The 26,738-nt window shown below is 68.5% G+C and carries 23 protein-coding genes and 1 other RNA gene; 17 read left to right on the forward strand and 7 right to left on the reverse strand.

Features of this window, described 5'->3' with window-relative positions:
• Positions 1–356: 356 nt before the first annotated feature.
• From ompA to ssrA, 4 genes are all read left to right on the forward strand, one after another.
• Entirely contained in the window at positions 357–1,025 is a 669-nt protein-coding gene (gene ompA, locus WS96_RS27305; RefSeq protein ID WP_006400736.1) for an outer membrane protein OmpA, read from the forward strand.
• 152 nt (positions 1,026–1,177) lie between these two features.
• Positions 1,178–1,876: a bifunctional 2-polyprenyl-6-hydroxyphenol methylase/3-demethylubiquinol 3-O-methyltransferase UbiG gene (ubiG, locus tag WS96_RS27310; RefSeq protein WP_059836788.1), complete on the forward strand. Its 699-nt coding sequence runs from the start codon at positions 1,178–1,180 to the stop codon at positions 1,874–1,876.
• Between the two features lie 13 nt (positions 1,877–1,889).
• Complete coding sequence (gene gph, locus WS96_RS27315) at positions 1,890–2,603, forward strand: phosphoglycolate phosphatase (RefSeq protein WP_034206712.1); 714 nt, start codon at positions 1,890–1,892, stop codon at positions 2,601–2,603.
• Between the two features lie 17 nt (positions 2,604–2,620).
• Positions 2,621–2,990: a transfer-messenger RNA gene (gene ssrA, locus WS96_RS27320) on the forward strand.
• 264 nt (positions 2,991–3,254) lie between these two features.
• Here ssrA and WS96_RS27325 read toward each other — a convergent pair.
• The 3 genes from WS96_RS27325 to WS96_RS27335 all read right to left on the reverse strand — a co-directional run bounded on the left by WS96_RS27325 (position 3,255) and on the right by WS96_RS27335 (position 5,443).
• A complete protein-coding gene (locus WS96_RS27325) occupies positions 3,255–3,608 on the reverse strand; it encodes a DUF4148 domain-containing protein (RefSeq protein ID WP_059824248.1) in 354 nt (117 codons plus the stop codon).
• Between the two features lie 357 nt (positions 3,609–3,965).
• Positions 3,966–4,235 (reverse strand): hypothetical protein, encoded by a 270-nt coding sequence (locus WS96_RS27330; RefSeq protein ID WP_059836790.1) that lies wholly within the window; start codon positions 4,233–4,235, stop codon positions 3,966–3,968.
• 101 nt (positions 4,236–4,336) lie between these two features.
• Positions 4,337–5,443: a substrate-binding domain-containing protein gene (locus tag WS96_RS27335; protein ID WP_034206709.1), complete on the reverse strand. Its 1,107-nt coding sequence runs from the start codon at positions 5,441–5,443 to the stop codon at positions 4,337–4,339.
• A gap of 130 nt (positions 5,444–5,573) precedes the next feature.
• Between WS96_RS27335 and WS96_RS27340 the strand changes: the two genes are divergently transcribed.
• The 4 genes from WS96_RS27340 to WS96_RS27355 are packed head-to-tail and all read left to right on the forward strand — an operon-like array spanning position 5,574 to position 10,876.
• On the forward strand, positions 5,574–6,074 hold the full coding sequence (locus tag WS96_RS27340; protein WP_034206708.1) for an NAD(P)H-dependent oxidoreductase subunit E: 501 nt from the start codon (positions 5,574–5,576) through the stop codon (positions 6,072–6,074).
• Entirely contained in the window at positions 6,071–7,648 is a 1,578-nt protein-coding gene (locus WS96_RS27345; RefSeq protein WP_059836792.1) for a formate dehydrogenase beta subunit, read from the forward strand. Before WS96_RS27340 ends, WS96_RS27345 begins: the two co-directional genes overlap by 4 nt.
• 17 nt (positions 7,649–7,665) lie before the next feature.
• Entirely contained in the window at positions 7,666–10,617 is a 2,952-nt protein-coding gene (fdhF, locus tag WS96_RS27350; protein ID WP_059836794.1) for a formate dehydrogenase subunit alpha, read from the forward strand.
• 7 nt (positions 10,618–10,624) lie between these two features.
• Complete coding sequence (locus WS96_RS27355) at positions 10,625–10,876, forward strand: formate dehydrogenase subunit delta (protein WP_059499978.1); 252 nt, start codon at positions 10,625–10,627, stop codon at positions 10,874–10,876.
• 8 nt (positions 10,877–10,884) lie between these two features.
• Here the strand turns inward: WS96_RS27355 and WS96_RS27360 are convergent, their stop codons facing one another.
• Complete coding sequence (locus WS96_RS27360) at positions 10,885–12,531, reverse strand: FAD-dependent monooxygenase (protein ID WP_059836796.1); 1,647 nt, start codon at positions 12,529–12,531, stop codon at positions 10,885–10,887.
• A gap of 130 nt (positions 12,532–12,661) precedes the next feature.
• Between WS96_RS27360 and WS96_RS27365 the strand changes: the two genes are divergently transcribed.
• The gene (locus WS96_RS27365) at positions 12,662–14,497 is read left to right on the forward strand and encodes a tetratricopeptide repeat protein (RefSeq protein WP_441294150.1); all 1,836 of its coding nucleotides are present in this window, start codon (positions 12,662–12,664) and stop codon (positions 14,495–14,497) included.
• 82 nt (positions 14,498–14,579) lie between these two features.
• On the opposite strand, the gene WS96_RS27370 is transcribed toward WS96_RS27365, so the two are convergent.
• Entirely contained in the window at positions 14,580–15,875 is a 1,296-nt protein-coding gene (locus tag WS96_RS27370; RefSeq protein WP_059836800.1) for an MFS transporter, read from the reverse strand.
• Positions 15,876–16,061: 186 nt separating this feature from the next.
• On the opposite strand from WS96_RS27370, the gene WS96_RS27375 reads away from it, so the two are divergent.
• The gene (locus tag WS96_RS27375) at positions 16,062–17,171 is read left to right on the forward strand and encodes a hypothetical protein (protein WP_257128068.1); all 1,110 of its coding nucleotides are present in this window, start codon (positions 16,062–16,064) and stop codon (positions 17,169–17,171) included.
• Positions 17,172–17,249: 78 nt separating this feature from the next.
• Here the strand turns inward: WS96_RS27375 and WS96_RS27380 are convergent, their stop codons facing one another.
• Together WS96_RS27380 and WS96_RS27385 are read right to left on the reverse strand one after the other, a co-directional pair.
• Positions 17,250–17,948, reverse strand: a complete 699-nt coding sequence (locus WS96_RS27380; protein WP_059836802.1) for a DUF2968 domain-containing protein — start codon at positions 17,946–17,948, stop codon at positions 17,250–17,252.
• Positions 17,949–18,063: 115 nt separating this feature from the next.
• Positions 18,064–19,254: a gamma-glutamyl-gamma-aminobutyrate hydrolase family protein gene (locus WS96_RS27385; RefSeq protein WP_059836804.1), complete on the reverse strand. Its 1,191-nt coding sequence runs from the start codon at positions 19,252–19,254 to the stop codon at positions 18,064–18,066.
• A 271-nt stretch (positions 19,255–19,525) separates the two neighbouring features.
• Here WS96_RS27385 and WS96_RS27390 point away from each other — a divergent pair, with 271 nt between their 5' ends.
• The 7 genes from WS96_RS27390 to guaD all read left to right on the forward strand — a co-directional run bounded on the left by WS96_RS27390 (position 19,526) and on the right by guaD (position 26,654).
• On the forward strand, positions 19,526–20,206 hold the full coding sequence (locus tag WS96_RS27390) for a GntR family transcriptional regulator (protein WP_059836806.1): 681 nt from the start codon (positions 19,526–19,528) through the stop codon (positions 20,204–20,206).
• Positions 20,207–20,212: 6 nt separating this feature from the next.
• On the forward strand, positions 20,213–21,589 hold the full coding sequence (locus WS96_RS27395) for an amidase (RefSeq protein ID WP_059836808.1): 1,377 nt from the start codon (positions 20,213–20,215) through the stop codon (positions 21,587–21,589).
• 158 nt (positions 21,590–21,747) lie between these two features.
• Positions 21,748–22,260 (forward strand): disulfide bond formation protein B, encoded by a 513-nt coding sequence (locus tag WS96_RS27400; protein WP_059836810.1) that lies wholly within the window; start codon positions 21,748–21,750, stop codon positions 22,258–22,260.
• Positions 22,261–22,885: 625 nt separating this feature from the next.
• Positions 22,886–23,890 carry a xanthine dehydrogenase accessory protein XdhC gene (gene xdhC / locus WS96_RS27405; protein WP_059836812.1) on the forward strand — a complete coding sequence of 335 codons (1,005 nt, stop codon included), beginning with the start codon at positions 22,886–22,888 and terminating at the stop codon, positions 23,888–23,890.
• An 18-nt stretch (positions 23,891–23,908) separates the two neighbouring features.
• Complete coding sequence (locus tag WS96_RS27410) at positions 23,909–24,934, forward strand: adenosine deaminase (protein WP_059836814.1); 1,026 nt, start codon at positions 23,909–23,911, stop codon at positions 24,932–24,934.
• Between the two features lie 26 nt (positions 24,935–24,960).
• Positions 24,961–25,338 (forward strand): hypothetical protein, encoded by a 378-nt coding sequence (locus WS96_RS27415; RefSeq protein ID WP_059836816.1) that lies wholly within the window; start codon positions 24,961–24,963, stop codon positions 25,336–25,338.
• Positions 25,335–26,654, forward strand: a complete 1,320-nt coding sequence (guaD, locus tag WS96_RS27420) for a guanine deaminase (RefSeq protein WP_059836818.1) — start codon at positions 25,335–25,337, stop codon at positions 26,652–26,654. The genes WS96_RS27415 and guaD overlap by 4 nt, the downstream gene beginning before the upstream one ends.
• Positions 26,655–26,738 lie beyond the last annotated feature (84 nt).

The raw sequence follows: 26,738 nt of genomic DNA on the forward strand, positions 1-26,738 counted from the left end.
GAGACGTCGCACGCGATCGCATCCGCCGTGTTTCACGCGCGCGAGTAAACGACGGCATGCATTCGTGCGATTTCCCGGCCACGCTCTTGACAATCTCTAAAAGTTACGGCAGGCCGGTGTTGCGCATGCACCACAAAGTTGAAGCGATCTTGGGGTGGGGAGGATTTTTTTTCGTAGGAAGGGAACGATATGGCAAAATGCCAACGCACTGAAAGTTAGACGCTGCTCGAAGTCTACACAGAGCGGTGCCGCGTTTTTTGTGCCGCACCAATGTTATACTTCGAGCAATGTATGACTTGTCACCGTCAACAGGCTCGCAGTAAACCTGCGGTAATCTCAATTTCGAGAGGAGAAATATGAATAAACTTTCAAAGCTCGCGTTCATTGCAGCTACCGCAGTTATGGCTGCATCCGCTTCGGCACAGTCGGTGCCGGCGTCGCGTCAAGCCGTCAATGACAACTGGGTGAACGGCACGGGCGAATGGGTGTGGATGAACGGCACGAACGAGCTCTGCTGGCGCGATGCGTTCTGGACGCCGGCCACCGCCAACGCGAAGTGCGACGGCGCACTGGTCGCCCAGGCACCGCAGCCGCCGGTCGCTCCGGTCGCTCCGGCCATCACGAGCCAGAAGATCACGTATCAAGCTGACGCACTGTTCGACTTCGACAAGGCAACGCTCAAGCCGCTGGGCAAGCAGAAGCTGGACGAACTGGCATCGAAGATCCAGGGCATGAACACGGAAGTGGTCGTCGCAACGGGCTACACGGACCGCATCGGTTCGGACAAGTACAACGACCGTCTGTCGCTGCGCCGTGCGCAAGCCGTGAAGTCGTACCTGGTCAGCAAGGGTGTGCCGGCCAACAAGATCTACACGGAAGGCAAGGGCAAGCGCAACCCGGTCACGACCGGCTGCAACCAGAAGAACCGCAAGCAACTCATCGCCTGCCTCGCACCGGACCGCCGCGTGGAAGTCGAAGTGGTCGGTACGCAAGAAGTGCAGAAGACGACCGTTCCGGCGCAGTAAGCCGCGGTTTTCGACTGCTTCAAAGCCCCGCTCCGGCGGGGCTTTTTCATTGACGCCCGTCCAGGCGCTCGCTGGCCTCGTCGTCCGCCCGCTTATATACTCGGGGCTGACGCACCGAAGCATCGCCCTCCTCTCGTAGCCCGTTTGCCGACATGACCAACGCCGATCCGCACGAACTCCAGAAATTCAGCGACCTCGCTCACCGATGGTGGGATCCGAATGCCGAATTCAAGCCGTTGCACGACCTGAACCCGGTGCGGCTCGGCTGGATCGACGCGCATGCGCACCTGGCCGGCAAGCGCGCGCTCGACATCGGCTGCGGCGGCGGCATCCTGTCCGAATCGATGGCCGGGCTCGGCGCCCAGGTGAAAGGCATCGACCTGTCGACCGAAGCGCTCGGCGTTGCCGACCTGCACAGCCTCGAAAGCGGCATTTCGGTCGATTACGAGGCGATCGCAGCCGAAGCGATCGCCGCGCGCGAACCGGGCGCCTACGACGTCGTCACGTGCATGGAGATGCTCGAGCACGTGCCGTCACCCGGCGATATCGTGGCCGCGTGCGCGACGCTCGTGAAACCGGGCGGCTGGGTGTTCTTCTCGACGCTGAACCGCAATCTGAAGTCCTATCTGTTCGCGGTGATCGGCGCGGAATACATCGCACAAATGCTGCCGAAGGGCACGCACGATTACGCGCGCTTCATCCGCCCGTCGGAACTGGCCGGCTTCGTGCGCGCGACGGATCTGCACATCGTCGAGATCAAGGGCATCACGTATCACCCGATCGGCAAGCGCTTCGCGCTGTCGAGCGACACCGACATCAACTACCTCGTCGCATGCCGACGCGGCGCATGATCTTTCGACCGGCATGACGACTCCCCTTTCGACCGCGCGGATCGCAGACGAACCGCGCCTGCTGCACTGCGATGCGGTCCTGTTCGATCTGGACGGCACGCTCGCCGACACGGCGCCCGATCTCGCGGCAGCCGTCAACAAGATGCAGCGCGAGCGCGGCCTGCCCGAAACGTCGCTCGACGTGCTGCGGCCGCTGGCCTCGGCCGGCGCGCGCGGCCTGCTCGGCGGTGCGTTCGGCATCGATCCGCACACGCCCGGCTACGAAGCGATGCGCGACGAGTTCCTGGCCAACTACGCGGCCGATCTCTGCGTGCATACGACGCTGTTCCCCGGCATCGGCGACGTGCTCGACGAACTCGATGCGCGCGGCGTGCGCTGGGGCATCGTCACGAACAAGGCGATGCGGCTTACGGCACCGCTCGTCGAGCTGCTCGGTCTCGCGCCGCGCGCCGCGTGCGTCGTCGGGGGCGACACAACGCCGCACTCGAAGCCGCATCCGGCCCCGTTGCTGCATGCGGCCGACCAGTTGGCGCTCGCGCCTGCGCGCATCGTCTACGTCGGCGACGACCTTCGCGACATTCAGGCCGGCAGCGCCGCCGGCATGGCCACCGTGGCAGCCGCGTACGGCTATTGCGGCGACGGCGTCGCACCGGTCGACTGGCAGGCCCGGCACCTCGTCGACACGACGCAGGAACTGCGGGACCTGCTGCGCGATGTTGGGCTATAATGTTTGATCTTATCCGCGGGGGCGACCTGGTTTCGACAGGGGTTGTGAAGCGGCTAGGGCATGTCGAGGACCCGTCACCTCGTTAATCAATGGGAAAATCGTAACTGCAAACGACGATACGTTCGCACTGGCAGCCTAAGGGCCGCCGTCCTCTGCCTAGTTCACTGACGGGCTAGTGTCGCAAGACCGGTAGCAATACCGCCAGAGGTCATTTACGTCAGTTAAGCCCTGTCGGCGTCGCGACGCCAGGGTCGAAAACCTAGCGAATCGCCGTAGTGCAGCGTGTTCGTCCGCGTCGCTGCGGTTAAATCAAAAGACTGGACTAAACATGTAGAACTAGTCGTGGAGCGCTTCTGGACGCGGGTTCGATTCCCGCCGCCTCCACCAAATTCCGCGCTCGTCGCACGAACCCCGCATGACGCAAGTCTGCGGGGTTTTTTGTTGCCGGCGAAACGCACGTCCGACGCCTTCCGAAAAAGCGCCCAGCCCCCGATGGGCCGGGCGGAATGCCGCCGATATGCGGCGGCAGGAGGTGACGGATGTTCTGCCGCGCCTGCCCCATCATCGGCTGCGCCGGCGATGACCGGTCCGATGGTCCGGCGTCGGGCGCGACGCCGCGCCCGTACCCGCCCATAACGGGCGATACGCGGCTTAACTGCCGCGATACAGCGACTTCATTTCTTCCGCGCTAGCCGGGCGCACGCCCATTGCGCGCGAACCCGACGCCGATGCGCCCTGTGCCTGCGCACCGTAGCCGCTGGCGTCGGCGCCTCGAGCTTGTGCGAGCGCGCTGCGCTGCTGCTCCGCGATACGGGCCGTGGCGGCCTGGATCGCTTCCGGATAGTGCGGATCTTCGCCGCGGGCTGAGTTGTAACCGGCCTGCTGGAGTTGAACCAGTTCGGCGCGCACCTGCGCTCGGGTGATCGTCGAACCCGACTGGGCGAACGAAACGACCGGGGCAACGAGAGCAGCAGCCACGACAACGGCTTGAACGAGCGACTTCATGATGACCTACCTCCAGATTTGTCTGATGCGGCGGTGAACACCTTGATCAGCGCCGACAAACCGAAGTTTATGTAGGTGGATGCTTAAGAATAAGGCAGGTTTCAGGAAGACATCCTTCCTGATTTACGGGTTAACCCTAGATTCCTGTCGGAACCGCAATGCGGGCGAACGGCCATTTCGTCCGCCCCGTATTGCATGAAGGACCGCAAAAGCGCGAGCCCCGCGAAGCGGCAGGCTTCGCGGGGCTCGAATGGAAGAGCGGAATCGGGCGGAACGTCTGCCGCCGTCTATTGGTCGATCGAACCGATGCACAGAAGACAGGCGCGCCCGCTCGGGCGCAGACACGCCGCGTGCCCGTTACCGGGCATCCATCGGGCACTTCAGGTTGCAGCCGTTCGGGTCGCCCAGGTCACCCTTGCGGCGCAATGCCGACTTCTTGCCGGTCTGGTATTTCTCCGACGGCGCCGACGCCGCGAACGGCATCTGCGGATGCTCGTTCAGACGGAACTGTTCGCTCAGGATGCCGCCGGGCACCCCCGGGGAATTCTGCGCGAACGCAAACGGCGAAGCGACGACCAGCAGCCCCGCGGTCAACGCTGCCGCGGCAAGGGGAACGGAAAATTTCATGGCGGGATGACGCCTGAACGGCGTGCTTGTTGGAACGTTGATCAAGCGGCAAGCGTAGCGCAATTCCCCCACTGCTGCAGCGCGGCTCGATCGCGTCTTCGTTACCGGGCATTGCCGTCCGGGCCGCTCGCGTCGTCGCGGCCGGCCAGCCCGGTCGCGATGCGCTCCAGCGCGCCGCACGCGGCCGGATCGTAGCCGTCCAGATGCGCGACGCGCTCGACGAAGCGTGCGTCACGCAGCAGTGCCAGCACATCGGCGAGCGGCCGCCCATCGAGCCGTGCGCGTTCGCATGCGAAGTAATAGTCCTCGTCGACGACCGGGATGAAGTCGAGCCCGAAATGACGGGCGGCCGGCTCGACGCCGAACCCGAGATCGGCCATTCCGCTCGCGACGAACGCCGCGATCGCCGAATGCGTGAGTTCGGCCGACGCATAGCCGTCGATGCGCTCCGGATCGATGCCGATCGCGCGCAACGCGAGATCCAGCAACATGCGCGTGCCCGATCCCGGCTGGCGGTTGACGAAGCGGATGTCGTCGCGTGCCAGATCCGCGAGCCCGCGCACCTGCTTCGGGTTGCCGCGCGGGACGAACAGCCCTTGCTGTCGGCGCGTCAGATGGATCAGCACGTGGCGCGTGTCGTCGAGCCAGGGCCGGTAGATTTGCGCGCACTGCGCGCGAAACGCGCCGCGCGGCAAATGGAAGCCCGCGAGGTCGCATTCGCCGCGCGCGAGCGCCTGCACGGCCTCGACGCTTTCGCGATATTTGATGTCGACGGCCGCCTGCGCCTCGACGAGCGCGGAAACGAGCGTCGCGACCGCGTAACCGTGCGACGCATGAATGCGCACGGCGCCGTCGCGCTGCGCGAGCCGCCGGTTCAGGTCGCTGGCCACCTCGGCCGCCAGCGTGCGCAGGTTCCCGTCGAGGCGGCTGCGCGCCAGACGCTGCGCATCGACGACCGCCTGCCCGAGCGCCGACAACGTCGAACCCTTGCCGCGCGCGGTTTCGATCAATTCCCCGCCGATGCACGATTCCAGCGCGCGGAGCATGCCCCACGCGTGCCGGTACGACAGCCCCTTGGCTTGCGCGGCCTGCGCGATGCTGCCCGTCTCGGCCACGAGCTCCAGCAACGGCGCGACGTCGGACAGACTGGCCGAACGGCCTTCCGTGTCGCGTACGGTCAGATACGCGTCGCATTCGATCCGAATCAATTATGCACTCCGATTTCCTATTGCGACCGCGAAATCTTCCGCTTATCGTTGGTCAAAATCAATCAGAACCGAGTCCCGCTGCGCCATATATGAATTGCGAGCGCATATGAGACTTTGGAGGAGCATAACGATGTCCCCGAATTCCCCTGCGCCCGACGCGCTCGTCGAGCGCCATGCGCGCGCCGGCCGGTCGCTCGTCGCGATCCTGCACGCGATCCAGGACGACGCGGGCTACGTGCCGCCGGGCTGCGTCGCGCCGCTCGCCAAGGCGCTGAACCTGTCGCGCGCGGAAGTACACGGCGTCCTGACCTACTACCACCACTTCCGCACCACGCCGCCCGCCCGCGTGACGATCCAGATGTGCCGCGCCGAAGCGTGCCGCAGCATGGGCTGCGAAACGCTCGCCGCTCATGCGGAGGCCCGAACGGGCTGCCGGTTCGACGCCGCGCACGGCGATGCCGCCGCAGCGCACACGCGTGACGACGTCGCGCTCGAATCGGTCTACTGCCTCGGGCTGTGCGCGCAATCGCCATCGATGACGATCAACGGGGTGCTCCACGCAAAGGTCACGCCGGAGAAATTCGACGCACTGCTGGCCGACGCGGTCGCCCGCACGCCGGAGGCCGCATGACGACCCGCATCTACGTTCCGCGCGATTCGTCCGCGCTGGCGCTCGGCGCCGACACGCTCGCCGCCGCGATCGCGGCCGAAGCCGAACGGCGCGGCGTCGCGATCGAGGTGATCCGCAACGGTTCGCGCGGGCTGCTGTGGCTCGAACCGCTCGTCGAAGTCGGGACGGCCGCGGGCCGCGTCGGCTATGCGAACCTGTCGGCCGCCGACGTGCCGGCCCTGTTCGACGCCGACTGGCTCGACGGCGGCACGCATCCGAGCGGCGTCGGCCTCGTCGACGCGCTGCCCTATCTGGCGCGCCAGCAGCGGCTCACGTTCGCGCGCATCGGCCTGACCGATCCGCTGTCGATCGACGACTACCTGAAGCATGAAGGCCTCGCCGGCCTGAAGAACGCCTTGGCGCTCGACGGCGACGCCGCATGCGACACGCTGATCGAGTCGGGGCTGCGCGGCCGCGGCGGCGCGGCGTTCCCGGCCGGCATCAAGTGGCGGACCGTGCGGCAAGCACGCGCCACGCAGAAATACATCGTCTGCAACGCGGACGAAGGCGATTCGGGCACGTTCTCCGACCGCCTGCTGATGGAATGCGATCCGTACTGCCTGATCGAAGGGATGATCATCGCGGGCGTCGCCACCGGCGCGACGGTCGGCTACATCTACGTGCGCAGCGAATACCCGCACGCGATCGCCACGCTCGAAGCCGCGATCGAACGCGCGCGCGAAGCCGGCTGGCTCGGCGAGCACGTGCTCGGCTCCGCGCACGCGTTCGAGCTGCACGTCGCGAAAGGCGCGGGCTCGTACGTATGCGGCGAGGAAACGGCGCTGCTCGAATCGCTCGAGGGCAAGCGCGGCGTCGTGCGCGCGAAGCCGCCGCTGCCCGCGCTCGCGGGCCTGTTCGGCCAGCCGACCGTGATCAACAACGTGATCACCCTCGCGACGGCGCCGGTGATCTTCGCGCGCGGCGCCGCGTTCTATCGCGACTACGGGATGGGCCGCTCGCGCGGCACGCTACCGTTCCAGCTGGCAGGCAACATCCGTCACGGCGGCCTCGTCGAGCTCGCGTTCGGCGTCACGCTGCGCGAACTGCTGTTCGACTTCGGCGGCGGCACGGCCAGCGGCCGGCCGGCACGCGCCGCACAGGTCGGCGGCCCGCTCGGCACCTACCTGCCCGACCACCAGTGGGACGTGCCGCTCGACTACGAGGCGTACACGGCGATCGGCGCGGTGGTCGGCCACGGCGGCATCGTGCTGCACGACGACACGTCGAATCTCGCCGAACTCGCCGAATACGCGATGAAGTTCTGCGCGATCGAATCGTGCGGCAAGTGCACGCCGTGCCGGATCGGCTCGACGCGCGGCGTCGAGACGATCGCGCGGATTCGCGACGGCGATACGTCGGAGCGGCAGGTCACGCTGTTGCGCGACCTGTGCGACACGATGCTCGCCGGCTCGCTGTGCGCGATGGGCGGCATGACGCCGTACCCGGTGCTGTCCGCGCTCGACCATTTCCCCGAAGATTTCGGGCTCGCTGCCGGCAAGAATGCCGCGTCGGGCCCGGTCAAGGCTGCGGCCTGACCCAGAAGGAGCCCTGCATGTCCCTCGACACGAACAACGTCCGCCAAGGCGGCTGCGGCTCGGGCCAATGCGCGTGCAAGAGCGCCGCACAGGCGCGCGCCCGCGATCCGTTGGACGATACCGACTACGGCACGCCGCAACGGCATGCCGATACCGACGTCACGCTCGAAATCGACGGCCAGCCGGTCACGGTGCCGGCCGGCACGTCGGTGATGCGCGCGGCAATCGAAGCCGGCATCAACGTCCCGAAGCTCTGCGCGACCGATTCGCTCGAGCCGTTCGGCTCGTGCCGGCTGTGCCTCGTCGAGATCGAGGGCCGGCGCGGCTATCCGGCGTCGTGCACGACGCCCGCCGAAGCCGGCATGAAGGTGCGTACGCAGTCGGACCGGCTGCAGTCGCTGCGCCGCAACGTGATGGAACTGTACATCTCCGACCACCCGCTCGACTGCCTCACCTGCCCGGCCAACGGCGACTGCGAGCTGCAGGACATGGCGGGCGTGGTCGGCCTGCGCGAAGTGCGCTACGGCTTCGACGGCGCGAATCACCTGAAGGACGCGAAGGACGAATCGAACCCGTACTTCACGTACGATCCGTCGAAATGCATCGTCTGCAATCGCTGCGTGCGCGCGTGCGAGGAAACGCAGGGCACGTTCGCGCTGACGATCGCCGCGCGCGGCTTCGAATCGCGCGTCGCCGCGGGCGAAAGCGAATCGTTCATGGCGTCGGAATGCGTGTCGTGCGGCGCGTGCGTGGCCGCCTGCCCGACGGCCACGCTGCAGGAAAAATCCGTCGTGCAGCTCGGGCAGGCCGAGCACTCGGTGATCACGACCTGCGCGTACTGCGGCGTCGGCTGCTCGTTCAAGGCCGAGATGAAAGGCACGCAGGTCGTGCGCATGACGCCGCACAAGAACGGTCTCGCGAACGAAGGCCACGCATGCGTGAAGGGACGCTTCGCGTGGGGCTATGCGACGCACAAGGACCGCATCACGAAGCCGATGATCCGCGAGAAGATCACCGACCCGTGGCGCGAAGTGAGCTGGGACGAAGCCCTCACCTACGCGGCGACGCAATTCCGCAAGCTGCAGCAGAAGTACGGCCGCGATTCGATCGGCGGCATCACGTCGTCGCGCTGCACGAACGAGGAAACCTATCTCGTGCAGAAGCTCGTGCGCGCCGCATTCGGCAACAACAACGTCGATACCTGCGCACGCGTGTGCCACTCGCCGACCGGCTATGGCCTCAAGGCGACGCTCGGCGAATCGGCCGGCACGCAGACGTTCGCATCGGTCGGCCAGGCCGACGTGATCGTCGTGATGGGCGCGAACCCGACCGACGGCCACCCGGTGTTCGGCTCGCGGCTGAAGCGGCGCGTGCGCGAAGGCGCGAAGCTGATCGTGATCGACCCGCGCCGCATCGACGTGGTCGACGGCCCGCACGTGAAGGCCACGCACCACCTGCAGTTGCGTCCGGGCACCAACGTCGCGATCGTCAATGCCCTGGCGCACGTGATCGTCACCGAAGGGCTGGTGGCCGACGCGTTCGTCGCCGAGCGCTGCGAAACGCGCGCGTTCGAGCAATGGCGCGACTTCGTCGCGCAGGCCGACAATTCGCCCGAGGCGACAGCGGACGTGACGGGCGTGCCGGCCGAGCTGGTACGCGCCGCCGCGCGCCTGTACGCAACGGGCGGCAACGCCGCGATCTATTACGGGCTGGGCGTGACCGAACACGCGCAGGGCTCGACGACGGTGATGGGCATCGCGAACCTCGCGATGGCGACCGGCAACGTCGGCCGCGAAGGCGTCGGCGTCAATCCGCTGCGCGGCCAGAACAACGTGCAGGGTTCGTGCGACATGGGCTCGTTCCCGCATGAACTGCCCGGCTATCGCCACATCGGCGACGCAGTCGTGCGCACGCAGTTCGAGCAGGCGTGGGCAGCCACGCTGCAGCCGGAGCCCGGATTGCGCATCCCGAACATGTTCGATGCGGCACTCGACGGCAGCTTCAAGGGGCTTTACTGCCAGGGCGAGGACATCGTTCAGTCGGATCCGAACACGCAGCATGTCGCGGCCGCGCTGTCGGCGATGGAATGCATCGTCGTGCAGGATATCTTCCTGAACGAAACCGCGAAATACGCGCACGTGCTGCTGCCGGGCTCGACGTTCCTCGAGAAGGACGGCACGTTCACGAACGCGGAACGCCGGATCTCGCGCGTGCGCAAGGTGATGCCGCCGCTCGCGGGCTACGCCGACTGGGAAGTCACGCTGCTGCTGTCGCAGGCGCTCGGCTACGACATGCACTACACGCATCCGTCGGAAATCATGGACGAGATCGCACGGCTCACGCCGACCTTCGCGGGCGTGTCGTACGACAAGCTCGACGCGCTCGGCAGCATCCAGTGGCCGTGCAACGAACACGCGCCGGAAGGCACGCCGACCATGCACATCGACACGTTCGTGCGCGGTAAGGGCCGGTTCGTGATCACCAAGTTCATTCCGACGCCGGAGAAGGTCACGCAGCGCTATCCGCTGATCCTGACGACGGGCCGCATCCTGTCGCAATACAACGTCGGCGCGCAGACGCGCCGGACCGAAAACGTGCGGTGGCACGAAGAGGATCGCCTCGAGATCCATCCGCACGACGCGGAGGATCGCGGGATCCGCACCGGCGACTGGGTCGGCATCGAATCGCGCGCGGGGCAGACGGTGCTGCGCGCGCTCGTGACGGAGCGCATGCAGCCGGGCGTCGTATACACCACGTTTCACTTCCCCGAATCGGGCGCGAACGTGATCACGACGGACAGCTCCGACTGGGCGACGAACTGCCCCGAATACAAGGTGACTGCCGTGCAGGTGATGCCGGTGGCGCAGCCGTCCGACTGGCAGCGCGCATATGCGCGCTTCAACTCGGAGCAGCTCGACTTGCTCGAGCGCCGCGCCGCCGCGCCAGCCGCCGTGACGACAGGCAAGTGAGGCCGCAATGGACAACGACCACCTGATCGACATGGCCAACCAGATCGGCGCATTCTTCGAATCGATGCCCGATCGCGACGAAGCGCTGACCGGGATCGCCGAGCATATCCGGCGCTTCTGGGAGCCGCGGATGCGACGCGCGTTGCTCGCCGCGCTGGACGATCCGTCGAGCGAAGCCGGGCAACGCGCGATGCCGATCGTGCGCGATGCGATCGCCGCGCATCGCGCGTCGCTCGTCCCTGCCGCGGCGCCCGCCTGACCGCCCGGCTACGCGGACACCGACAGGCCCGCGAACCAGCTTTCGCAGTGGCGCAGCAACGCGTTGGCGTCGGTCGCCGTGCGCCCCCGCGCGGCGACATAGCCGTCGGGCCGCAGCAGATAGAACGACGGCCGCGAGCGGCCGTATTCCTGCGCGAGCCCCGCCGCACCGTCGCCTTCGGCATCGGTGACGCGCCACACGCGCACCGCTTCCGGCATGATCCGTTCGAGCCCCTGCACGAGCACCTGCGCATCGGCCGGGATCGGCGGCACTTCGCCGGCGTCGGTATTCACCGGCTCTTCCAGCAGCAACAGCGTGAAACTGCCCGGATCGTGCAGATCGTATAGCCGCGCCGTGCCGGGCGCCCGACCGAGCGGCCCGTCCAGCACGTGCACGAGCGCATCGGGCGCGCGCTCGCCCGCGCGCGGGCCGCCGTCGAGCACCCGCTCGAGCGTGAGCGGACTCTTCCGGTACTGCACGCCGAGCTCGCTCACCGTGCGCCTGAGCGCGTCGCGCATCGGCCCGAACGACGCCAGCAGCGGCACGACATGATCGCGCAGCAGCTTCATCGCACCGCGCTCGGCTTCGACCACCTGGGTGACGAAACCGGTCTGCCGCAACACATCGCGCTCGATCGGATGGCGCTCCGCGTGATACGTGTCGAGCAACCGTTCGGGCGCGCCTGCGCCGAGGACGCGCGCGAGCTTCCAGCCAAGGTTGAACGCCTCCTGGATGCCGGTGTTCATGCCCTGCGCGCCGGCCGGGCTGTGGACGTGCGCGGCGTCGCCCGCGAAGAACACGCGGCCATGACGCAGCCGGTCGACCATCCGGCTGTGCAGGTGGAAATAGGACGACCACGCGAGATCGCTTGGCGAGATCGACGCGCCGACGCGCGCGCGAACGATCGCGTCGCATTCCGCGAGCGACGGAGCCGGTGCGTCGGGCGACGCACCGCTGCCGGGCGGCCGGTCCGCCACGAGCCGGTAACGGCCGCCTCCCATCGGAAACAGCCCCGCGATGCCGGCGGGCGTCGTGAACAGATGGATCTCCTCGTCCGGCCAGTCGGGTATCGCCGCGAAATCGGCAAGCAGGAAAGTCTGTTCGAACGCATGCCCGGCAAAGCCGAGGCCGAGCAGATGCCTGACCGTGCTGTGCGCGCCGTCGGCGGCAATCAGGTATGACGGGGTGAACGACTCGTCGCGGCCGTCGGCGCGGCGCAGCGTCACGTCGAGCGACGTGCCGCCCGCGTCGCACGCGGTCAGCGTCGTCCCGCGTTCGACGGTCACGCCCATCGTGGCCAGGTGTTCGGCGAGCAGCCGCTCGGTGATGCTCTGGTCGAGAAACATCAGATACGGATAGCGCGTTTGCAGCGGATCGAAATCGAGCCGTGCGATCACGCGGCCGTCGGCATGCAGCTCGGCCGCATGCGCGCGATGGCCGAGCGCGAGAAACGGTTCGACCGCACGATGCTGCTCCAGCAGCTCGAGCGTGCGCGCCTGGATGCCGATCGCACGCGAAAACGGCGCCGGCGCGACGAGACGATCGATGATGCGCACCGGCACGCGGGCCCGCGCGAGGCTCATCGCCGCGGCAAGGCCGGTCGGCCCCGCGCCGACGATCAGCACGGGTGGGATATCGGACAGTGTGTCAGCCATGAGACCCTCGATGACACGCGACTCTGCAAGTCTACGCCGCTCCGCGTCACGGGGCCATATGCCGACCGGCCGATACGCGCCCCCGCCGCGCGGTGTGGGAAAATACGCGCTTTCCGCCAGTTTTCGCGTCATGGATTCCGCATTCGACCGGGCGTACGCCGCGCACCGCGCGGGTCGCCTCGCCGAGGCCGAGCACGGCTATCGCAACGCGCTCGCCTCCAACCCCGCCGACGCCGACGCGCTGCACCTGTTCGGCGTGCTGCGGCACCAGCAGGGCCAGCACGCCGAGGCCGCCGATCTCGTCGGCCGCGCCGTCGCGCTGCGTCCGGACGATGCCGCGCTGCAGCTCAATCTCGGCAACGCGCTGAAAGCGCTCGGCCGGCTCGACGAAGCAATCGACCGCTTTCGCAACGCGCTGACGCTCGCGCCCGAGTTTCCGCTCGCGCACTACAACCTCGGCAACGCCTATGCGGCGGTGCAGCGTCACGACGATGCGATCGACGCCTTCGGCCGCGCGCTGCAGCTCACGCCCGACGACGCATCGATCCACAACAATCTCGGCAACGCGCTGAACGCGCTCGGCCGCCACGACGACGCGCTCGCCGCGTTCGGTCGCGCGCTCGAGCTCCGGCCCGGGCATGCGGGCGCGCACAACAATCTCGCGATGGCACTGAGCGCGATGGGGCGCGCCGACGAGGCGATCGCGCACTTCCAGGCCGCGATCGCCGCGCAGCCGCGGTTCGTCGCTGCGCATTTCAATCTCGGCAACACGCTCGATGCGGTCGGCCGGCATGCCGAGGCGGCGGCGGCCTTCGAAGCCGCGCTCGCGCTGCACCCGCCGTTTCCGCTCGCACTGTTCGGGCTCGCGAACGCACTCTGCGCGCAGGCGCGCCACCGCGACGCGCTGCCCTACTACGAACGCGCCGTCGGGCTCGATCCGTCGTTCGGGCTCGCATGGCTGAATCTCGGCAACGCGCATCACGCGCTCGGCGCGCACGAGATGGCGCTGCGCGCGTTCGACCAGGCGCTGCGCGTCGCGCCCGATCTCACGCTCGCGCGGCTGCATCGCGCGGTCACGCTGCTGACGCTGCGCGACTTCACGCGCGGCCTGCCCGCCTACGAAGCGCGCCACGAGACGCCCGGCGCGACGTCGCTCGGCGCGCTGCCGCGCTGGCAGGGCGAGCCGATTGCGTCGCGCACGTTGCTGATTCGCGCGGAACAGGGGTTCGGCGACACGCTGCAGTTCGTCCGCTTCGTGCCGCTGGCCCGCGCACGCTGCGCGCGCGTCGTGCTCGAAGTCCAGCCGGAACTCGTCGCGCTACTGACGCCGGCCGCGTCGCGCTGGCGCGTGACGCTCGTCGCGCAAGGCGCCGCGAAGCCGCCTGCCGCGGACGTCGGCTGCACGCTGATGAGCCTGCCGTTCCTGCTCGGGCTTCAGCCGGAAGACATCGTCGGCTCGCGCTATCTCGATGCGCCCGACGGTGCCCGGCGGCGCTTTCGCGGGTCGCTCGGCGGGCAGTCGAAGCGCAAGTTCGGCCTGGCATGGTCGGGGCGCCGGCAGGCGCAGGAAAACCGCTCGATGCCGTTCGACGCGCTCGCGCCGTTGCTCGCGCTGCCGGACATCGACTGGATCGTGCTGCAGCCCGCGCTGGACGACGACGAACGGGTGCGCGTCGACGCGCATCCGCGCGTGCATCGCCTCGACGGCCGGCTGAACGACTTTGCCGATACGGCGGCGCTGATCGAGCGCCTCGACGGCGTCGTCACGATCGACACGGCCGTCGCGCACCTCGCGGGCGCGCTCGGCAAGCCGCTGTGGGTCATGCTGCCGTTCGCGCCCGACTGGCGCTGGTTCACCGGAAACGACTGCCCGTGGTATCCGCAGGCCAGGATCGCCCGCCAGCCTGCGCCGGGCGCATGGCCCGACGTGGCGGCGGCGGTGGCCGACATGCTGCGCGACGCATGACCGTCAACGAGAAAGGGAGCGCATGGCGCTCCCTTTTTTCGATGCGATGCGCGGCCGACGCCGCGCGATGGACCGGCCGCCGTCAGGCCGACTTGTACTGGTTGCGCGCGTCGGCGGTGCGATAGAGCGCGAGCGTCGCGATCAAGCCGCAGATCGCGGCCACGCTCAACCACAGCCCCGGCGCCGCTTTGTTGCCCGTCTGGTGGATCAGCAGCGTCGAGATCGCCGGCGTGAAGCCGCCGATCGTCGTTGCCAGGCTGTACGCGAGCGAGAAGCCGGCCGTACGCACGTCGGCCGGCATCACCTCGGTCAGCGCGACGACCATCGCCCCGTTGTACGACGCGTACAGGAACGACAGCCACAGCTCGACCGCGAGCAGTCGCAGGAACGACGGATCGCCGACGAGCCACAGCACGGCCGGGTAAGCCGACAGCAGCGTCAGCACGGTGAACGCGATCAGCACGGGGCGACGGCCGATGCGGTCGGACAGCGCACCGGACAGCGGCAGCCACACGAGGTTCGAGATCCCGACGCAGACGGTCACGACGAGCGCGTCGAGCGACGACAGGTGCAGCACTTCCTTGCCGAAGGTCGGCGTGTAGGCGGTAATCATGTAGAACGACACCGTCGTCATGATCACCATCCCCATGCCGGCCACCACGACACCCCAGTTGTCGAGCATCGAGCGCATGATCTCGCCCATCGTCGGGCGGTGACGCTTTGCAAGAAATTCGTCGGTCTCCTTCAGCGAACGGCGGATCAGGAACAGGAACGGCACGATCAGGCAGCCGATGAGGAACGGAATGCGCCAGCCCCACGCGGTCATTTCCTCGACCGGCAGCGCGCGGTTCAGCACGACGCCGACGAATGCGGCGAACACGACGGCCACCTGCTGGCTACCCGACTGCCACGACGTGTAGAACCCCTTGTGGCCCTTCGTCGCGATCTCCGACAGGTAGACCGACACGCCGCCGAGTTCGACGCCCGCCGAGAAACCTTGCAACAACCGGCCGAACAGCACGAGCACCGGCGCCAGCACGCCGATCGTCGCGTATCCCGGTATCGCGGCCACCGTGAGCGTGCCGATCGCCATCAGCCCGAGCGTCAGGATCAGCCCCTTGCGGCGGCCGTGATGGTCGATATACGCGCCGAGCACGATCGCACCGACCGGCCGCATCAGGAAGCCCGCGCCGAATACCGACAGCGACAGCATCAGCGACGCGAAGGCGTTGCCGCTCGGAAAGTACGTTTTCGCGATGGCCGACGCGTAATACCCGTAGACCATGAAGTCGTACATTTCCAGGAAGTTGCCGCTGACGACCCGGAAGACGGTGCGGACTTTGGATTCCTGCGCGATGGCAGGGGATGCAGTGGACATGTTTTCTCGCTCAGCTCGGACGGCGCATACCGCACCGCATGAATCCGACGATGTACGACGCGCCGGGCCGAGCCGGCGCGCACGGGCATCGCTGCCCGCCGGCGGCGCGGCGCGTAACGGCGCGCCGCCGGCATGATTCGCGAATCATGCCACGCCAAGCCGACATTTGCCTTGTGGCGCCCTGTCATGACCGTCGCAGTATCCATCTCGTACACGTCGCCCCGAAACGGACACGAGAATCAGATCGATCCGATCGATCTGCATTCGCCTGCCGACCACAATGTCAGGATTTGCGACGACATTTCCGCGCCGCGCCGGCACGGTCGCCCGTGTCGCACGGCGCTCCCGTTCATGACCCCATCGCCTCTCGTCCCGGTCGAGGGCGCGCTCGCCCGCCCGCGCGCCACCCCGCTCGATCACGTCCCGCCGTTCGGCCGCGAATGGCGACTCCCCGGTGCGTCCGGCACACGGCCCGGCAAGACCTGCCTCGCGACACTGACGACGTCCTGCATCGACGTCGACCGGCCACACCGCGCGTGCCGATGGCAACCGCTGCCCGCGGTGGCATCGTTGCCGGCTTCGGTCGAGGTGGCGGCCACGCCGGTCGCGGCAACCGCCCGTCGCGCACGCGCCCCTCACGATCGGCGCGCGATGTACGCCGTCTGCTGGAGCATCGGCGCACTCGGCATCATCGGCTGGCTGATCGGCGCGTACGACCCGCCCGCGGGGTTCGGTCCGGCGTCCACGACCCGAGCAGCCGGCAGTGCGGCCGATCTCGTCACGATATCGACCGGCACGATTCATGCCGCTGCGGCACAACCGGGTACGTCGACGCACGCCGTGCCGCAGCGCAACGTGGCGATGCCTGTCGCGAACACGACCGGGTCGCCGCCAGCCACGCATCGCGTCGCACTTCACCCGGCGCCGCCTCACCCGCAAGCGACGGCCGACGCGCGGCACCTCCCCCCCGCCTCGCCACGTCGGGCATCCGGCCAACGCGCAACGGAAGCCCCGCCCCGCACACCGGTCGTGCCGCGGCTCGCCGCACATCCGTCGATCCAGCGCAGCGCGCCCCCCACCGGCACACGCAACCGGCTCGCTCCGCCGCCGCACCTGGCGGACACCCTCGATACCCGCGACTCGCTCGACGATCCGGCCACGTTGATTGCCATGGCGAACGCGCTGCGCGCCACGCAGCCCGCGCGCCCGACGCCGCGGCCCGCGGCCGGTTTCGACTGGACGGCGCACCTGTTGCACCGTCGCGTGACCGACGCGCCAAGCGTGTTCGCGCACTGACGCCCGCGCAATAAAAAACCCGGCGAAGATCGCTTCGCCGGGTTTTTGCTCGTCTCGCTCCGTCCGTTCGACGAATCGTTACTTGTGCGCGGGTAGCCCCGTCTCGGTCTGCTTCTCGAGTTGCCGCACCTGCTCCTGCAGATCGCGCAACTGCAGTTGCGCAGCCCGCTTCTCGACCTGCAGCGCCTGTGCCTGCTCCTGCGCCGACTTCTGCCGCTGCGCGACTTCGGCCTGCTGGCTGCGCGCGACGCTCAAGTCGGCCTGCAACTGTTGCGCACGATTCGCCTGCAGCGCGATCACGCGTTCGAGAAAGGCCTTCTGCGCCTGCAGCTCGGTCCGGCGGATCTCGATATCGGCGAGCTGCGTCGTCTGCTGGACGAAGTTCGCGTACACCATCTCCGCGCGATTCTTTTCCTGCGAACGGATCACGCGCCACAGGTTCTTGTCCTGGAACAGCGCGACGTAGTACGTCATCTCGCGCGGATCGAACATCAGGCTCGCGCCGTAGCTGCCGTTGTACGTCGTGCGCATCTCGACGATCCGGCCGTCGTGCAGCATCTGCGTCAGTTCGGCGACGTTGCCTTGCGCGGCGGCGTCCGTCGCGGCCGCGGCCGATGCAGACGGCTGCGCGCCGCCGCTCAGGCTCGTGACCGCCGGACGCGTACCGGCGACGGGTGCGGTCGCATCGGCGGACCAGGCCGTGCCCGCTTGCGCGCAGGCAACCAGCGCAACGATCCACGTCGCGCATCGTGCTGGAAAGAAGTTTCGGAAAGCCAACGTCGGACTCCGGCGAACGAATCGGAACTCGCGATTATCGTTCAAAACGAAACGGCCGCATCTCGAATTTATCGGGATGCGGCCGGCCGTCGTGCGACGCGAAAAATACTGCGTACTACAGACGCGTTTCGCGCGCCGCGCGCAGGAACGCATCGAGCAGCGGCGTGCAGTCGAGCAGTTCCGAGCCGCCCGCGCGATGGAACTCCGGATGCCACTGCACGCCGACGACGAACGGCGAACGCCGATGGCGAATGCCTTCGATGATCCCGTCGCCGGCCGACACGGCCTCGATGTTCAGATCGCGGCCAAGATCGCGGATCGCCTGATGGTGTATCGAGTTGACGATCGCTTCGCTGCGCCCCGGGAACATGCTCGCGAGCGTCGACGAGTCGGGGAAGCGGATCGCGTGACGATGCTGGTCGTAATGCTCGCTCACGTGCGCGTTCGCGGTCGGCACGTCGGTGGCGATGTCCTGGTACAGCGAGCCGCCGAACGCGACGTTGATCAGCTGGCAGCCGCGACACACGCCGAGCACGGGTTTGCCGGACTCGACGAATTCGTGCAGCAGTTCGAGCTCGTACATGTCGCGCACGCGATCGCCCGGCCATTCGGGGCGCGCATCCGACGCCGCGTAGGTCTGCGGCGACACGTCGGCGCCGCCTTGCAGCAGCAGGCCGTCGAGATGCTTCGCGTAATCGCGCAGGCGGATGTTGCTCGGATGGATCATGCCTTGATGGCCGACGGTCGGAATCATGAACACGAGCACGTCGCGCGACATCACCCAGTGGGCGATCGATTCCTCGAGATACTGCAGCGTCTTGCCGCGCAACCCCTTCGCGCCGGGCTCCGGATGGAAGATCCGCGCCGACACGCCGATGCGCAGCGTGCGCTGCGTGATGCGCTGACCGGCGCGGTCGAACAGCCGTCGCGCGCGGGCCGCGACGATCCGGCCGAACACCGACCACGGCGTGTCGCTCTGCTTCAGGTAGGCCGGCGGCGCATTCTGCGCGTTCGCGGGCGGCGGCCGAGGCGTGTCGAAATCGGGCGGCGCGCCGAATCCGGGCGGCGGCGAGCCGGGCCTCGGCGGCGCGGCCGTGGCGACGCCATCACCGGGTGCGCCCGCCGCGCCGGGCGCACCCGGCTCGGAGGCGGCCGTGACGGGCGACGCGCCGTCGTCGGCGACGTTCTCCGCGGCGGCCTGCGTGGCCGGCGCAGCGGGCGTTTTCACCGGATCGGGACGGGGGGAATCGGAAGAAGCGGAAGAGGTGCCGGGCAGACCGGCCGGGGAAGGCGTGTTTTCGCTCATGACGATGGTCTGATGCGTCGCTCGCGCGTAGGGATAGACGAGGATTCATTATGCTTCAGTGCACGATCGCGCGGCAAACCTGCAACATCCTGTCGATATTGTTGCAAGTCGTCGGCAAGTCGCGCGGCAGAACGGCTCGGTCACGCGCCTGCCGCGTATCGACCATGCTGGACATCACTGATATATCACAATAATATCCAGAGATCGTCCATGCTTCCCGAGCCATCCGCGCCATGATCGCGCCCCATCCGGCCCTGGCGCCGCGCCCCGTATGAGCCCCCTCACCGACGTCGCCCGCGACCGCGCCGCCGCGTCGCCGGCCAGCCTCGCCGAGCGCGCGTACGCGCTGATTCAGCGGGACATCATCACGATGCGCCTGAAGCCGGGCGCCGCGCTCAACGAAGCCGATCTCGTCGCCCGCACGGGGATCGGCCGCACACCGGTGCACCAGGCCGTGCATCGGCTCGTGCTCGAAGGATTGCTGTCCGTGATGCCGCGCAAGGGCTTGATGGTGCAGCCGCTGTCGCTCGACGACATCGTCGCGGTGATCGACGTGCGGCGCATCAACGAAGCGCACTGCGCCGAACTCGCCGCGCGCCATGCGACGCCCGACGATCTCGCGCGCCTGGCCGCGTTGCTCGACGACGGGCAGGCCTGCGTCGACACCCACGACGTCGAGGGCATGATGGCGCTCGATCGCGCGTTTCATCAGACGATCGCCACGGCCGCGCGCAACGCGGTGCTCGCCGACATCCTGCGCGCGCTGCACGATCGTTCGCTGCGCTTCTGGTTCGTCACGCTGTCCGAACCGCACCATCTCGCCGACGTCCAGCACGAGCACCGCGCGCTGTTCGATCGGCTGTCCGCACGCGACGCCGCCGGCGCACGCGCGGCCGTCGAAAGCCATATCGATTCGTTTCGCTCCACGCTTGTTCAACATCTTCGCCCCTGAGCCGCCATGATCACTTTCACGCCCTTCCCCCCGCTCGCCCAGCTCGCCGCCGACCTCGCCGCCGGCCGGACCACGAGCCGCGCGCTCGTCGACACCGCACTCGACCGGATCGCCGATCCGTCGGGCCAGGGCGCCGTCGTCTTCACCGAAGTCGACGCGGACAACGCCCGCGCGGCCGCCGACGCACACGACCGGCTGCGCGCCGCGGGCACCGTGCTGTCGCCGCTCGCGGGCATTCCCGTGTCGGTCAAGGATCTGTTCGACGTCGCGGGCCAGGTCACGCGCGCGGGTTCGCGCGTACTCGACGGCGCGCCGGCCGCGCGCACCGATGCGGTCGCCGTCGCCCGGCTCAAGCGTGCGGGCGCGGTGCTGGTCGGCCGCACCAACATGAGCGAGTTCGCGTTCTCGGGGCTCGGGCTGAATCCTCACTTCGGCACCCCGCGCTCGCCGTACCGCCGCGACGTGCCGGGCGATGCACGGATTTCGGGCGGCTCGTCGTCGGGTGCGGCCGCATCGGTCGCCGACGGGATGGCCGCGGTCGCGCTCGGCACCGACACCGGCGGCTCGATCCGCATCCCGGCTGCGCTGTGCGGGCTGACCGGCTTCAAGCCGACCGCGAGCCGGATCCCGACGCAAGGCGGCGTGCCGCTGTCGACGACGCTCGACTCGTTCGGCCCGATCGGCCTGACGGTCGCGTGCTGCGCACTCGTCGACCGGATGCTCGCGGGGCTCGAACCGCACGTGCCGGCGGCCCGGCCGCTCGAGGGCGTGCGGCTCGGCGTGCTGACGAACTACGTGACGGACGGCGTCGATGCCGACGTCGCGGCCGCGCTCGACACCGCGCTCAAGCATCTCGAAGCCGCCGGCGCGATCGTCACCGAAGTGCGCTTCCCCGCGCTCGACCGGCTGCCGGAGATCAACCGTTTCGGCTTCTCGCCGATCGAGGCGTACGCATGGCATCGCCCGCTGCTCGCCACCCATCGCGACCGGTACGACCCGCGCGTGCTGACGCGAATCCTGAAGGGCGAGCCCGCGACGGCCGCCGACTATCTGGACCTGCTCGCCGCACGCGCCGCGATGCTCGACGAAGCCGCGCACACGGTCTGGTCGCGCTTCGATGCGCTCGTCGCGCCGACGGTGCCGGTCGTGCCGCCGCGCATCGCCGAACTCGAAACCGACGACGACGCGTTCACCCGCACCAACGCGCTGATCCTGCGCAACCCCAGCGCATTCAACTTCCTCGATGCGTGCGGGCTGTCGCTGCCGTGCCATCCGCGCGACGCCGCGCCGGTCGGCCTGATGCTCGCGGCGGCGCCGCATCGCGACGACGCGCTGCTCGCGATCGGCCAGTCGGTCGAGGCCGTGCTGAACACGATCCGCTGACCGCGCCGGCTGCTGGCCAGCCGATGGCGAGCCGATCGCCGGCGGCCCGCGCGCGGTGCGGCAGGGTGCCGCACGCGCGCCGTCAGTTTCGTGCCAGACCGTTCGCGCTAAAATCGCGCGATTGTTTTCCGGACCGACCGACGAGGAACCCCGCCGACATGAACGACTACACGCTTGCACTACGCCGCGAACGCCGCCTGCTGATGCTGCTCGGATGGGTGTGCATCGCCCTGTTGGCCGGCGCGCTGTACCTGCAGTACGTGAAGAACGAAGACCCGTGCCCGCTGTGCATCATCCAGCGCTACTTCTTCTGCGCGATCGGGATCTTCGCGTTCCTGGCCGCGGGGATCCGCAGCTGGCGCGGCGTCTGGGTGCTCGAACTGCTGATCGCGATCGCCGCGGCCGGCGGCGTCGCCACGGCCGCGCGGCACCTGTCGATCCAGATGAATCCGGGCTTCAGCTGCGGCTTCGACACGCTGCAGCCGATCGTCGACAGCCTGCCGCCCGCGCAGTGGTTCCCCGGCATGTTCAAGGTCGCCGGGCTGTGCGAGACCGTCTACCCGCCGATCTTCGGCATCCTGCTGCCCGGCTGGGCGCTGATCGGCTTCGCTGCGATCCTGATCGCGGTCGTCGCGAGCCTCTGGCGCCATCGCCGCAAGCTCGCGAGCTGACCGGCCGGCCGTTTTGCCGGCCCATGGCCGGCGCGGCCCGGCCGAATGCGCCGCGCGGCGCCGACGAGCCGCCACCCGGTCGCGGCGGGCGCCTGCGCCGGCCCTGCCCGGTCGTCGCGTGTAAACACCTACCCCGCCGCCGCCCGGATCGCCGGGCCGGCATGCGTCGCGCGATCGCCGCGCTCCCGCCCGCCGCGCGGGCGTTTCCGCCCGATGCGCATGCGTCGGCGCCCCGATCCCGCGCAGCGCGCCTATGATCGACATGATCGCCGCCTGATAGCCCGGATCACCGCTCGCCCATGTTCCCGGCGCGTGGCGGTGCTATCTTCGGGACTGGATGGCGATCTACGTGCGCGAGGCCAGGCGGTCTCACCGCTGCCTGCGTAACGCGCGCCCGATCCGCAATGTCGACTGGATTCATCATGACAACGCAAACCATCCGCATCCGTCACCCTCATGGCGTCCGCGCGTCCGGCGGCGCCGTTCGCGCACGCCGTCGGTCCCCGGCCGCCGCGCCGCATCGGCCGTGCAGCCGGCCCGCCCCGCTCCCGTCCGTCCTCGTTGCCGCCGCGCCCGCCAGCCCGCGCCGCGTGTCGTGCCGCGTCGTCCCGAACGGAGCGTGCTGATGGAAGCCTGGCTCGGCGATCTGCAGCAACTGCTCGCGCACGGCGAAGCGGCCGTGCTCGTGACGGTCGCGCACACCGACGGCTCCGCGCCGCGCGAGGCCGGCACCAAGATGCTCGTCACGCGCGACACGGCACGCCATACGATCGGCGGCGGTCATCTGGAATGGAAGGCGATCGAGATCGCGCGGCACCTGCTGAAGGACGGCGCGCACGTGCCGCACGCCCGCCGGCTCGAGCGGCTCACGCTCGGCCCGAGCCTCGGCCAGTGCTGCGGCGGCGCGGTGGTGCTCGCGTTCGAGCGGCTCGACGTCGGCGATCTCGGCTGGATCATGTCGCTCGCGAAGCGTGTCGCGGCCGGCGCCGCGACCGTCCGTAGCGCATCATTCGGCCCCTCGCCGGGCGCGCCGCTGTTGAGCGAGCCCGAATCGGAAGCCGCGCGCGCCGACTGCCTGCTGTGGGAAACCGGCGGCGTATCGCTGATGACCGAAACGATCGCCCCGTACGCGTTCCCCGTCATGCTGTTCGGCGCGGGGCACATCGGCAGCGCGCTCGTGAAGGTGCTGGCGACGCTGCCGTGCCACGTGCGCTGGATCGACCGGCCCGATGCGGCATTCCCGCCGGCCGACGCGCTCGCCGGCATCGGCAACCTCGCGATCGACACGCCCGCTTCCCCGGCGGACGCGGTCGACGCAGCGCCGCCGCAGTCCTACTTCGTCGTGATGACGCACGACCACGCACTCGATTTCGTGCTGGCCGAGCGCATCCTGCGACGCGGCGACTATGCATACTTCGGGATGACCGGCTCGCGCACGAAACGCGTGCAGTTCGATCATCGCCTCGCCGCGATCGGCATCGACCCGGCCCAGCTCGCGCGGATGCACTGCCCGATCGGCGTCGAAGGCATCGTCGACAAGGCGCCCGAAGTGATCGCGATCTCGGTGGCCGCGCAGTTGCTGCAGGCCGTCGAGGCGAATGCGTCCGCGCAGGCTTCCCCATCCTACTGACCGACCAAGAACGACGCCATGACCCCGACATTCAAGAACAAGATTGCCCGCGCACCGAAAGCGGAGCTGCACATCCATATCGAAGGCTCGCTCGAGCCCGAGCTGATCTTCGCGCTCGCGCAGCGCAACGGCGTGAAGCTCGCCTACGATTCGATCGATGCGCTGCGCGCCGCGTACGCGTTCACCGACCTGCAATCGTTCCTCGACATCTACTACGCCGGCGCGAGCGTGCTGCTCACCGAGCAGGATTTCTACGACATGACGGCCGCGTACTGCGAACGCGCGCTCGCCGACAACGTCGTCCACACCGAACTGTTCTTCGACCCGCAGACGCACACCGAGCGCGGCGTGCCGATCGAGACGGTCGTCGCAGGCATCGAGCGCGCACTCGCCGATGCCGAACGACGCGGGCTGTCGAGCAAACTGATCCTGTGCTTCCTGCGCCACCTGTCCGAAGAAGATGCGCTCGCGACGTTCGAATCCGCATTGCCGCTGTTCGAACGCTATCGTCATCGCCTGATCGGCGTGGGCCTCGATTCGTCGGAGCTCGGCCATCCGCCGACGAAGTTCGCACGCGTGTTCGAGAAGGCGCGTGCGCTCGGGCTGAAGCTGGTCGCGCACGCGGGCGAGGAAGGTCCGCCCGCGTATATCTACGAAGCGCTCGACGTGCTGAAGGTCGACCGGATCGACCACGGCGTGCGCAGCATCGAGGATGCGGCGCTCGTCGAACGGCTCGCGAAGACGCGCACGGCGCTCACCGTCTGCCCGCTGTCGAACCTGAAGCTGTGCGTGTTCGACGACATGGCGAAGCACACGCTGAAGGCCCTGCTCGACCGTGGCGTGGCGGTGACGATCAATTCCGACGATCCGGCCTATTTCGGCGGCTACGTCAATGAAAACTACTTCGCGACGGCCGAAGGGCTGCAACTCACGGATGCCGAAGTCCATGCGGTGATCCGCAACGGCTTCGAGGCGTCGTTCATCGAGCCGGCGCAGCGCGACGCACTGTACGCGCGCCTCGACGCGTACTGGAACGCCGCGTGACGACCCGCATCGAGGAACGCTGACGGATGAAACACGACAACGGCATCGGCTTCGCGATCACCGGTTCGGCCTGGCGCCGCGCCGACCGGCTGCGTGCATGCGGAGCGACGGCGCGGCGCGTCGTCGCCCGCATGCACCGGCCGTCGCGGCTTGCCGTGCCGTTCGCCGTCGTACCGGGTGCGGGCGCACCGGTTGCGGACGCAACGGTTGCGGACGCAACGGCCGCGAGGTGTGCGGGCAACCACTCGTTGGCGGCTTCGGCCGCCACGTCCGCCCACGCCGTCGCCGCCGGCCGTGCCGCACGTCGCGCGACGCCGCCGCTCGCGAAGCACCGTCCCGCCGCCACGCGGCGTCGATCGCTTTCTTCCGTTCGCCTTACCTTGATGCAGGACCCTTCGTCATGACGCAAACCGCTTTCCGTTCCCAACTGCTGACCTTCAACGGCGACCCGGCGCAATCGAGCCAGGCCGCGAATTACGAGACCGACGGGCTCCTGATCGTCGACGCCGGCAAGGTCGTCGCGGCCGGCCCGTATGCACGGCTCGCCGCGACGCTCGCGCGCGACGCGGTGGTCCACGACCTGCGCGACAAGCTGATCGTGCCCGGCTTCATCGACACGCACATCCACTATCCGCAGACGGACATGATCGCGTCGCCGGCCCCGGGCCTGTTGCCGTGGCTCGACCAGTACACGTTCCCGACCGAGCGCCGGTTCGGCGACCCCGAGCATGCACGCGAAGTCGCCGACTTCTTCGTCGACGAACTGCTCGCCTGCGGCACGACGAGCGCGCTCGTCTACTGCACGGTGCACAAGCAGTCGGCCGATGCGCTGTTCGCGGCGAGCGACGCACGCAACCTGCGGATGATCGCGGGCAAGGTGCTGATGGACCGCAACTGCCCCGAATTCCTGCGCGACACCGCGCAATCGGGCTATGACGACAGCGCCGAGCTGATTGGCCGCTGGCACGGCAAGGGCCGCCAGATGTACGCGCTCACGCCGCGCTTCGCGCCGACGTCGACCGAGGCGCAGCTCGAGGCGTGCGGCGAACTCGCGCGCCGCCATCCGGACGTGTTCGTGCAAAGCCACGTCGCGGAAAACGTCGACGAGGTGAAATGGGCGGCCGAGCTGTTCCCCGGCCACCGCAGCTATCTCGACATCTACGACCGCTACGGGCTGCTGCGTCCGCGCGCGGTGTACGGCCACTGCATCCACCTCGACGACGAGGATCGCCGCCGGATGGCCGAAACGCGCACCGTCGTCGCGCACTGTCCGACGTCGAACTTCTTCCTCGGCAGCGGGCTGTTCGATTTCGACAAGGCCGGCGAATACGACGTGCCGGTCACGCTCGCGACCGACGTCGGCGGCGGCACGTCGTTCTCGATGCTGCAGACGATGAACGAGGCGCACAAGGTCGCGCGGCTGTCGGGCCATCACCTGAGCGCCACGCGGATGTTCTGGCTCGCCACGGCCGGCGCCGCGCAGGCGCTCGACCTCGCGGACACGGTCGGCACGCTCGAGCCGCGCACCGAAGCCGACTTCGTCGTGCTCGACCCGCAGGCGACGCCGCTGCTCGCGCGGCGCACGAAGCGCGCGGCGTCGCTCGAGGAACTGCTGTTCGCGTTCGCGCTGCTCGGCGACGACCGCGCGGTATACCGCACTTATGCGGCCGGCGAACTCGTGCACGAGCGCGGCGCCGCTCGTCGCCCCGCTGCCGCGTAACGCCCGGCGGGCACGCCGTGCCGGCAGCGCGGCCGCTTCGCCGCCGTGCATGCCGGCAATCGAATGCACGGCGGCCGGGCCGCT

The organism is Burkholderia sp. MSMB1835, from assembly GCF_001526365.1.
Lineage (GTDB): Bacteria > Pseudomonadota > Gammaproteobacteria > Burkholderiales > Burkholderiaceae > Burkholderia.

What these genes read in the sequence shown, in the direction of transcription:
- ompA (WP_006400736.1), top strand. Translation starts at nt 357, where the DNA reads ATGAATAAACTTTCAAAGCTCGCGTTCATTGCAGCTACCGCAGTTATG.
- ubiG (WP_059836788.1), top strand. Translation starts at nt 1,178, where the DNA reads ATGACCAACGCCGATCCGCACGAACTCCAGAAATTCAGCGACCTCGCT.
- gph (WP_034206712.1), top strand. Translation starts at nt 1,890, where the DNA reads ATGACGACTCCCCTTTCGACCGCGCGGATCGCAGACGAACCGCGCCTG.
- WS96_RS27325 (WP_059824248.1), bottom strand. Translation starts at nt 3,608, where the DNA reads ATGAAGTCGCTCGTTCAAGCCGTTGTCGTGGCTGCTGCTCTCGTTGCC.
- WS96_RS27330 (WP_059836790.1), bottom strand. Translation starts at nt 4,235, where the DNA reads ATGAAATTTTCCGTTCCCCTTGCCGCGGCAGCGTTGACCGCGGGGCTG.
- WS96_RS27340 (WP_034206708.1), top strand. Translation starts at nt 5,574, where the DNA reads ATGTCCCCGAATTCCCCTGCGCCCGACGCGCTCGTCGAGCGCCATGCG.
- WS96_RS27345 (WP_059836792.1), top strand. Translation starts at nt 6,071, where the DNA reads ATGACGACCCGCATCTACGTTCCGCGCGATTCGTCCGCGCTGGCGCTC.
- fdhF (WP_059836794.1), top strand. Translation starts at nt 7,666, where the DNA reads ATGTCCCTCGACACGAACAACGTCCGCCAAGGCGGCTGCGGCTCGGGC.
- WS96_RS27355 (WP_059499978.1), top strand. Translation starts at nt 10,625, where the DNA reads ATGGACAACGACCACCTGATCGACATGGCCAACCAGATCGGCGCATTC.
- WS96_RS27360 (WP_059836796.1), bottom strand. Translation starts at nt 12,531, where the DNA reads ATGGCTGACACACTGTCCGATATCCCACCCGTGCTGATCGTCGGCGCG.
- WS96_RS27365 (WP_441294150.1), top strand. Translation starts at nt 12,662, where the DNA reads ATGGATTCCGCATTCGACCGGGCGTACGCCGCGCACCGCGCGGGTCGC.
- WS96_RS27370 (WP_059836800.1), bottom strand. Translation starts at nt 15,875, where the DNA reads ATGTCCACTGCATCCCCTGCCATCGCGCAGGAATCCAAAGTCCGCACC.
- WS96_RS27375 (WP_257128068.1), top strand. Translation starts at nt 16,062, where the DNA reads ATGACCGTCGCAGTATCCATCTCGTACACGTCGCCCCGAAACGGACAC.
- WS96_RS27385 (WP_059836804.1), bottom strand. Translation starts at nt 19,254, where the DNA reads ATGAGCGAAAACACGCCTTCCCCGGCCGGTCTGCCCGGCACCTCTTCC.
- WS96_RS27390 (WP_059836806.1), top strand. Translation starts at nt 19,526, where the DNA reads ATGAGCCCCCTCACCGACGTCGCCCGCGACCGCGCCGCCGCGTCGCCG.
- WS96_RS27395 (WP_059836808.1), top strand. Translation starts at nt 20,213, where the DNA reads ATGATCACTTTCACGCCCTTCCCCCCGCTCGCCCAGCTCGCCGCCGAC.
- WS96_RS27400 (WP_059836810.1), top strand. Translation starts at nt 21,748, where the DNA reads ATGAACGACTACACGCTTGCACTACGCCGCGAACGCCGCCTGCTGATG.
- xdhC (WP_059836812.1), top strand. Translation starts at nt 22,886, where the DNA reads ATGGAAGCCTGGCTCGGCGATCTGCAGCAACTGCTCGCGCACGGCGAA.
- WS96_RS27410 (WP_059836814.1), top strand. Translation starts at nt 23,909, where the DNA reads ATGACCCCGACATTCAAGAACAAGATTGCCCGCGCACCGAAAGCGGAG.
- WS96_RS27415 (WP_059836816.1), top strand. Translation starts at nt 24,961, where the DNA reads ATGAAACACGACAACGGCATCGGCTTCGCGATCACCGGTTCGGCCTGG.
- guaD (WP_059836818.1), top strand. Translation starts at nt 25,335, where the DNA reads ATGACGCAAACCGCTTTCCGTTCCCAACTGCTGACCTTCAACGGCGAC.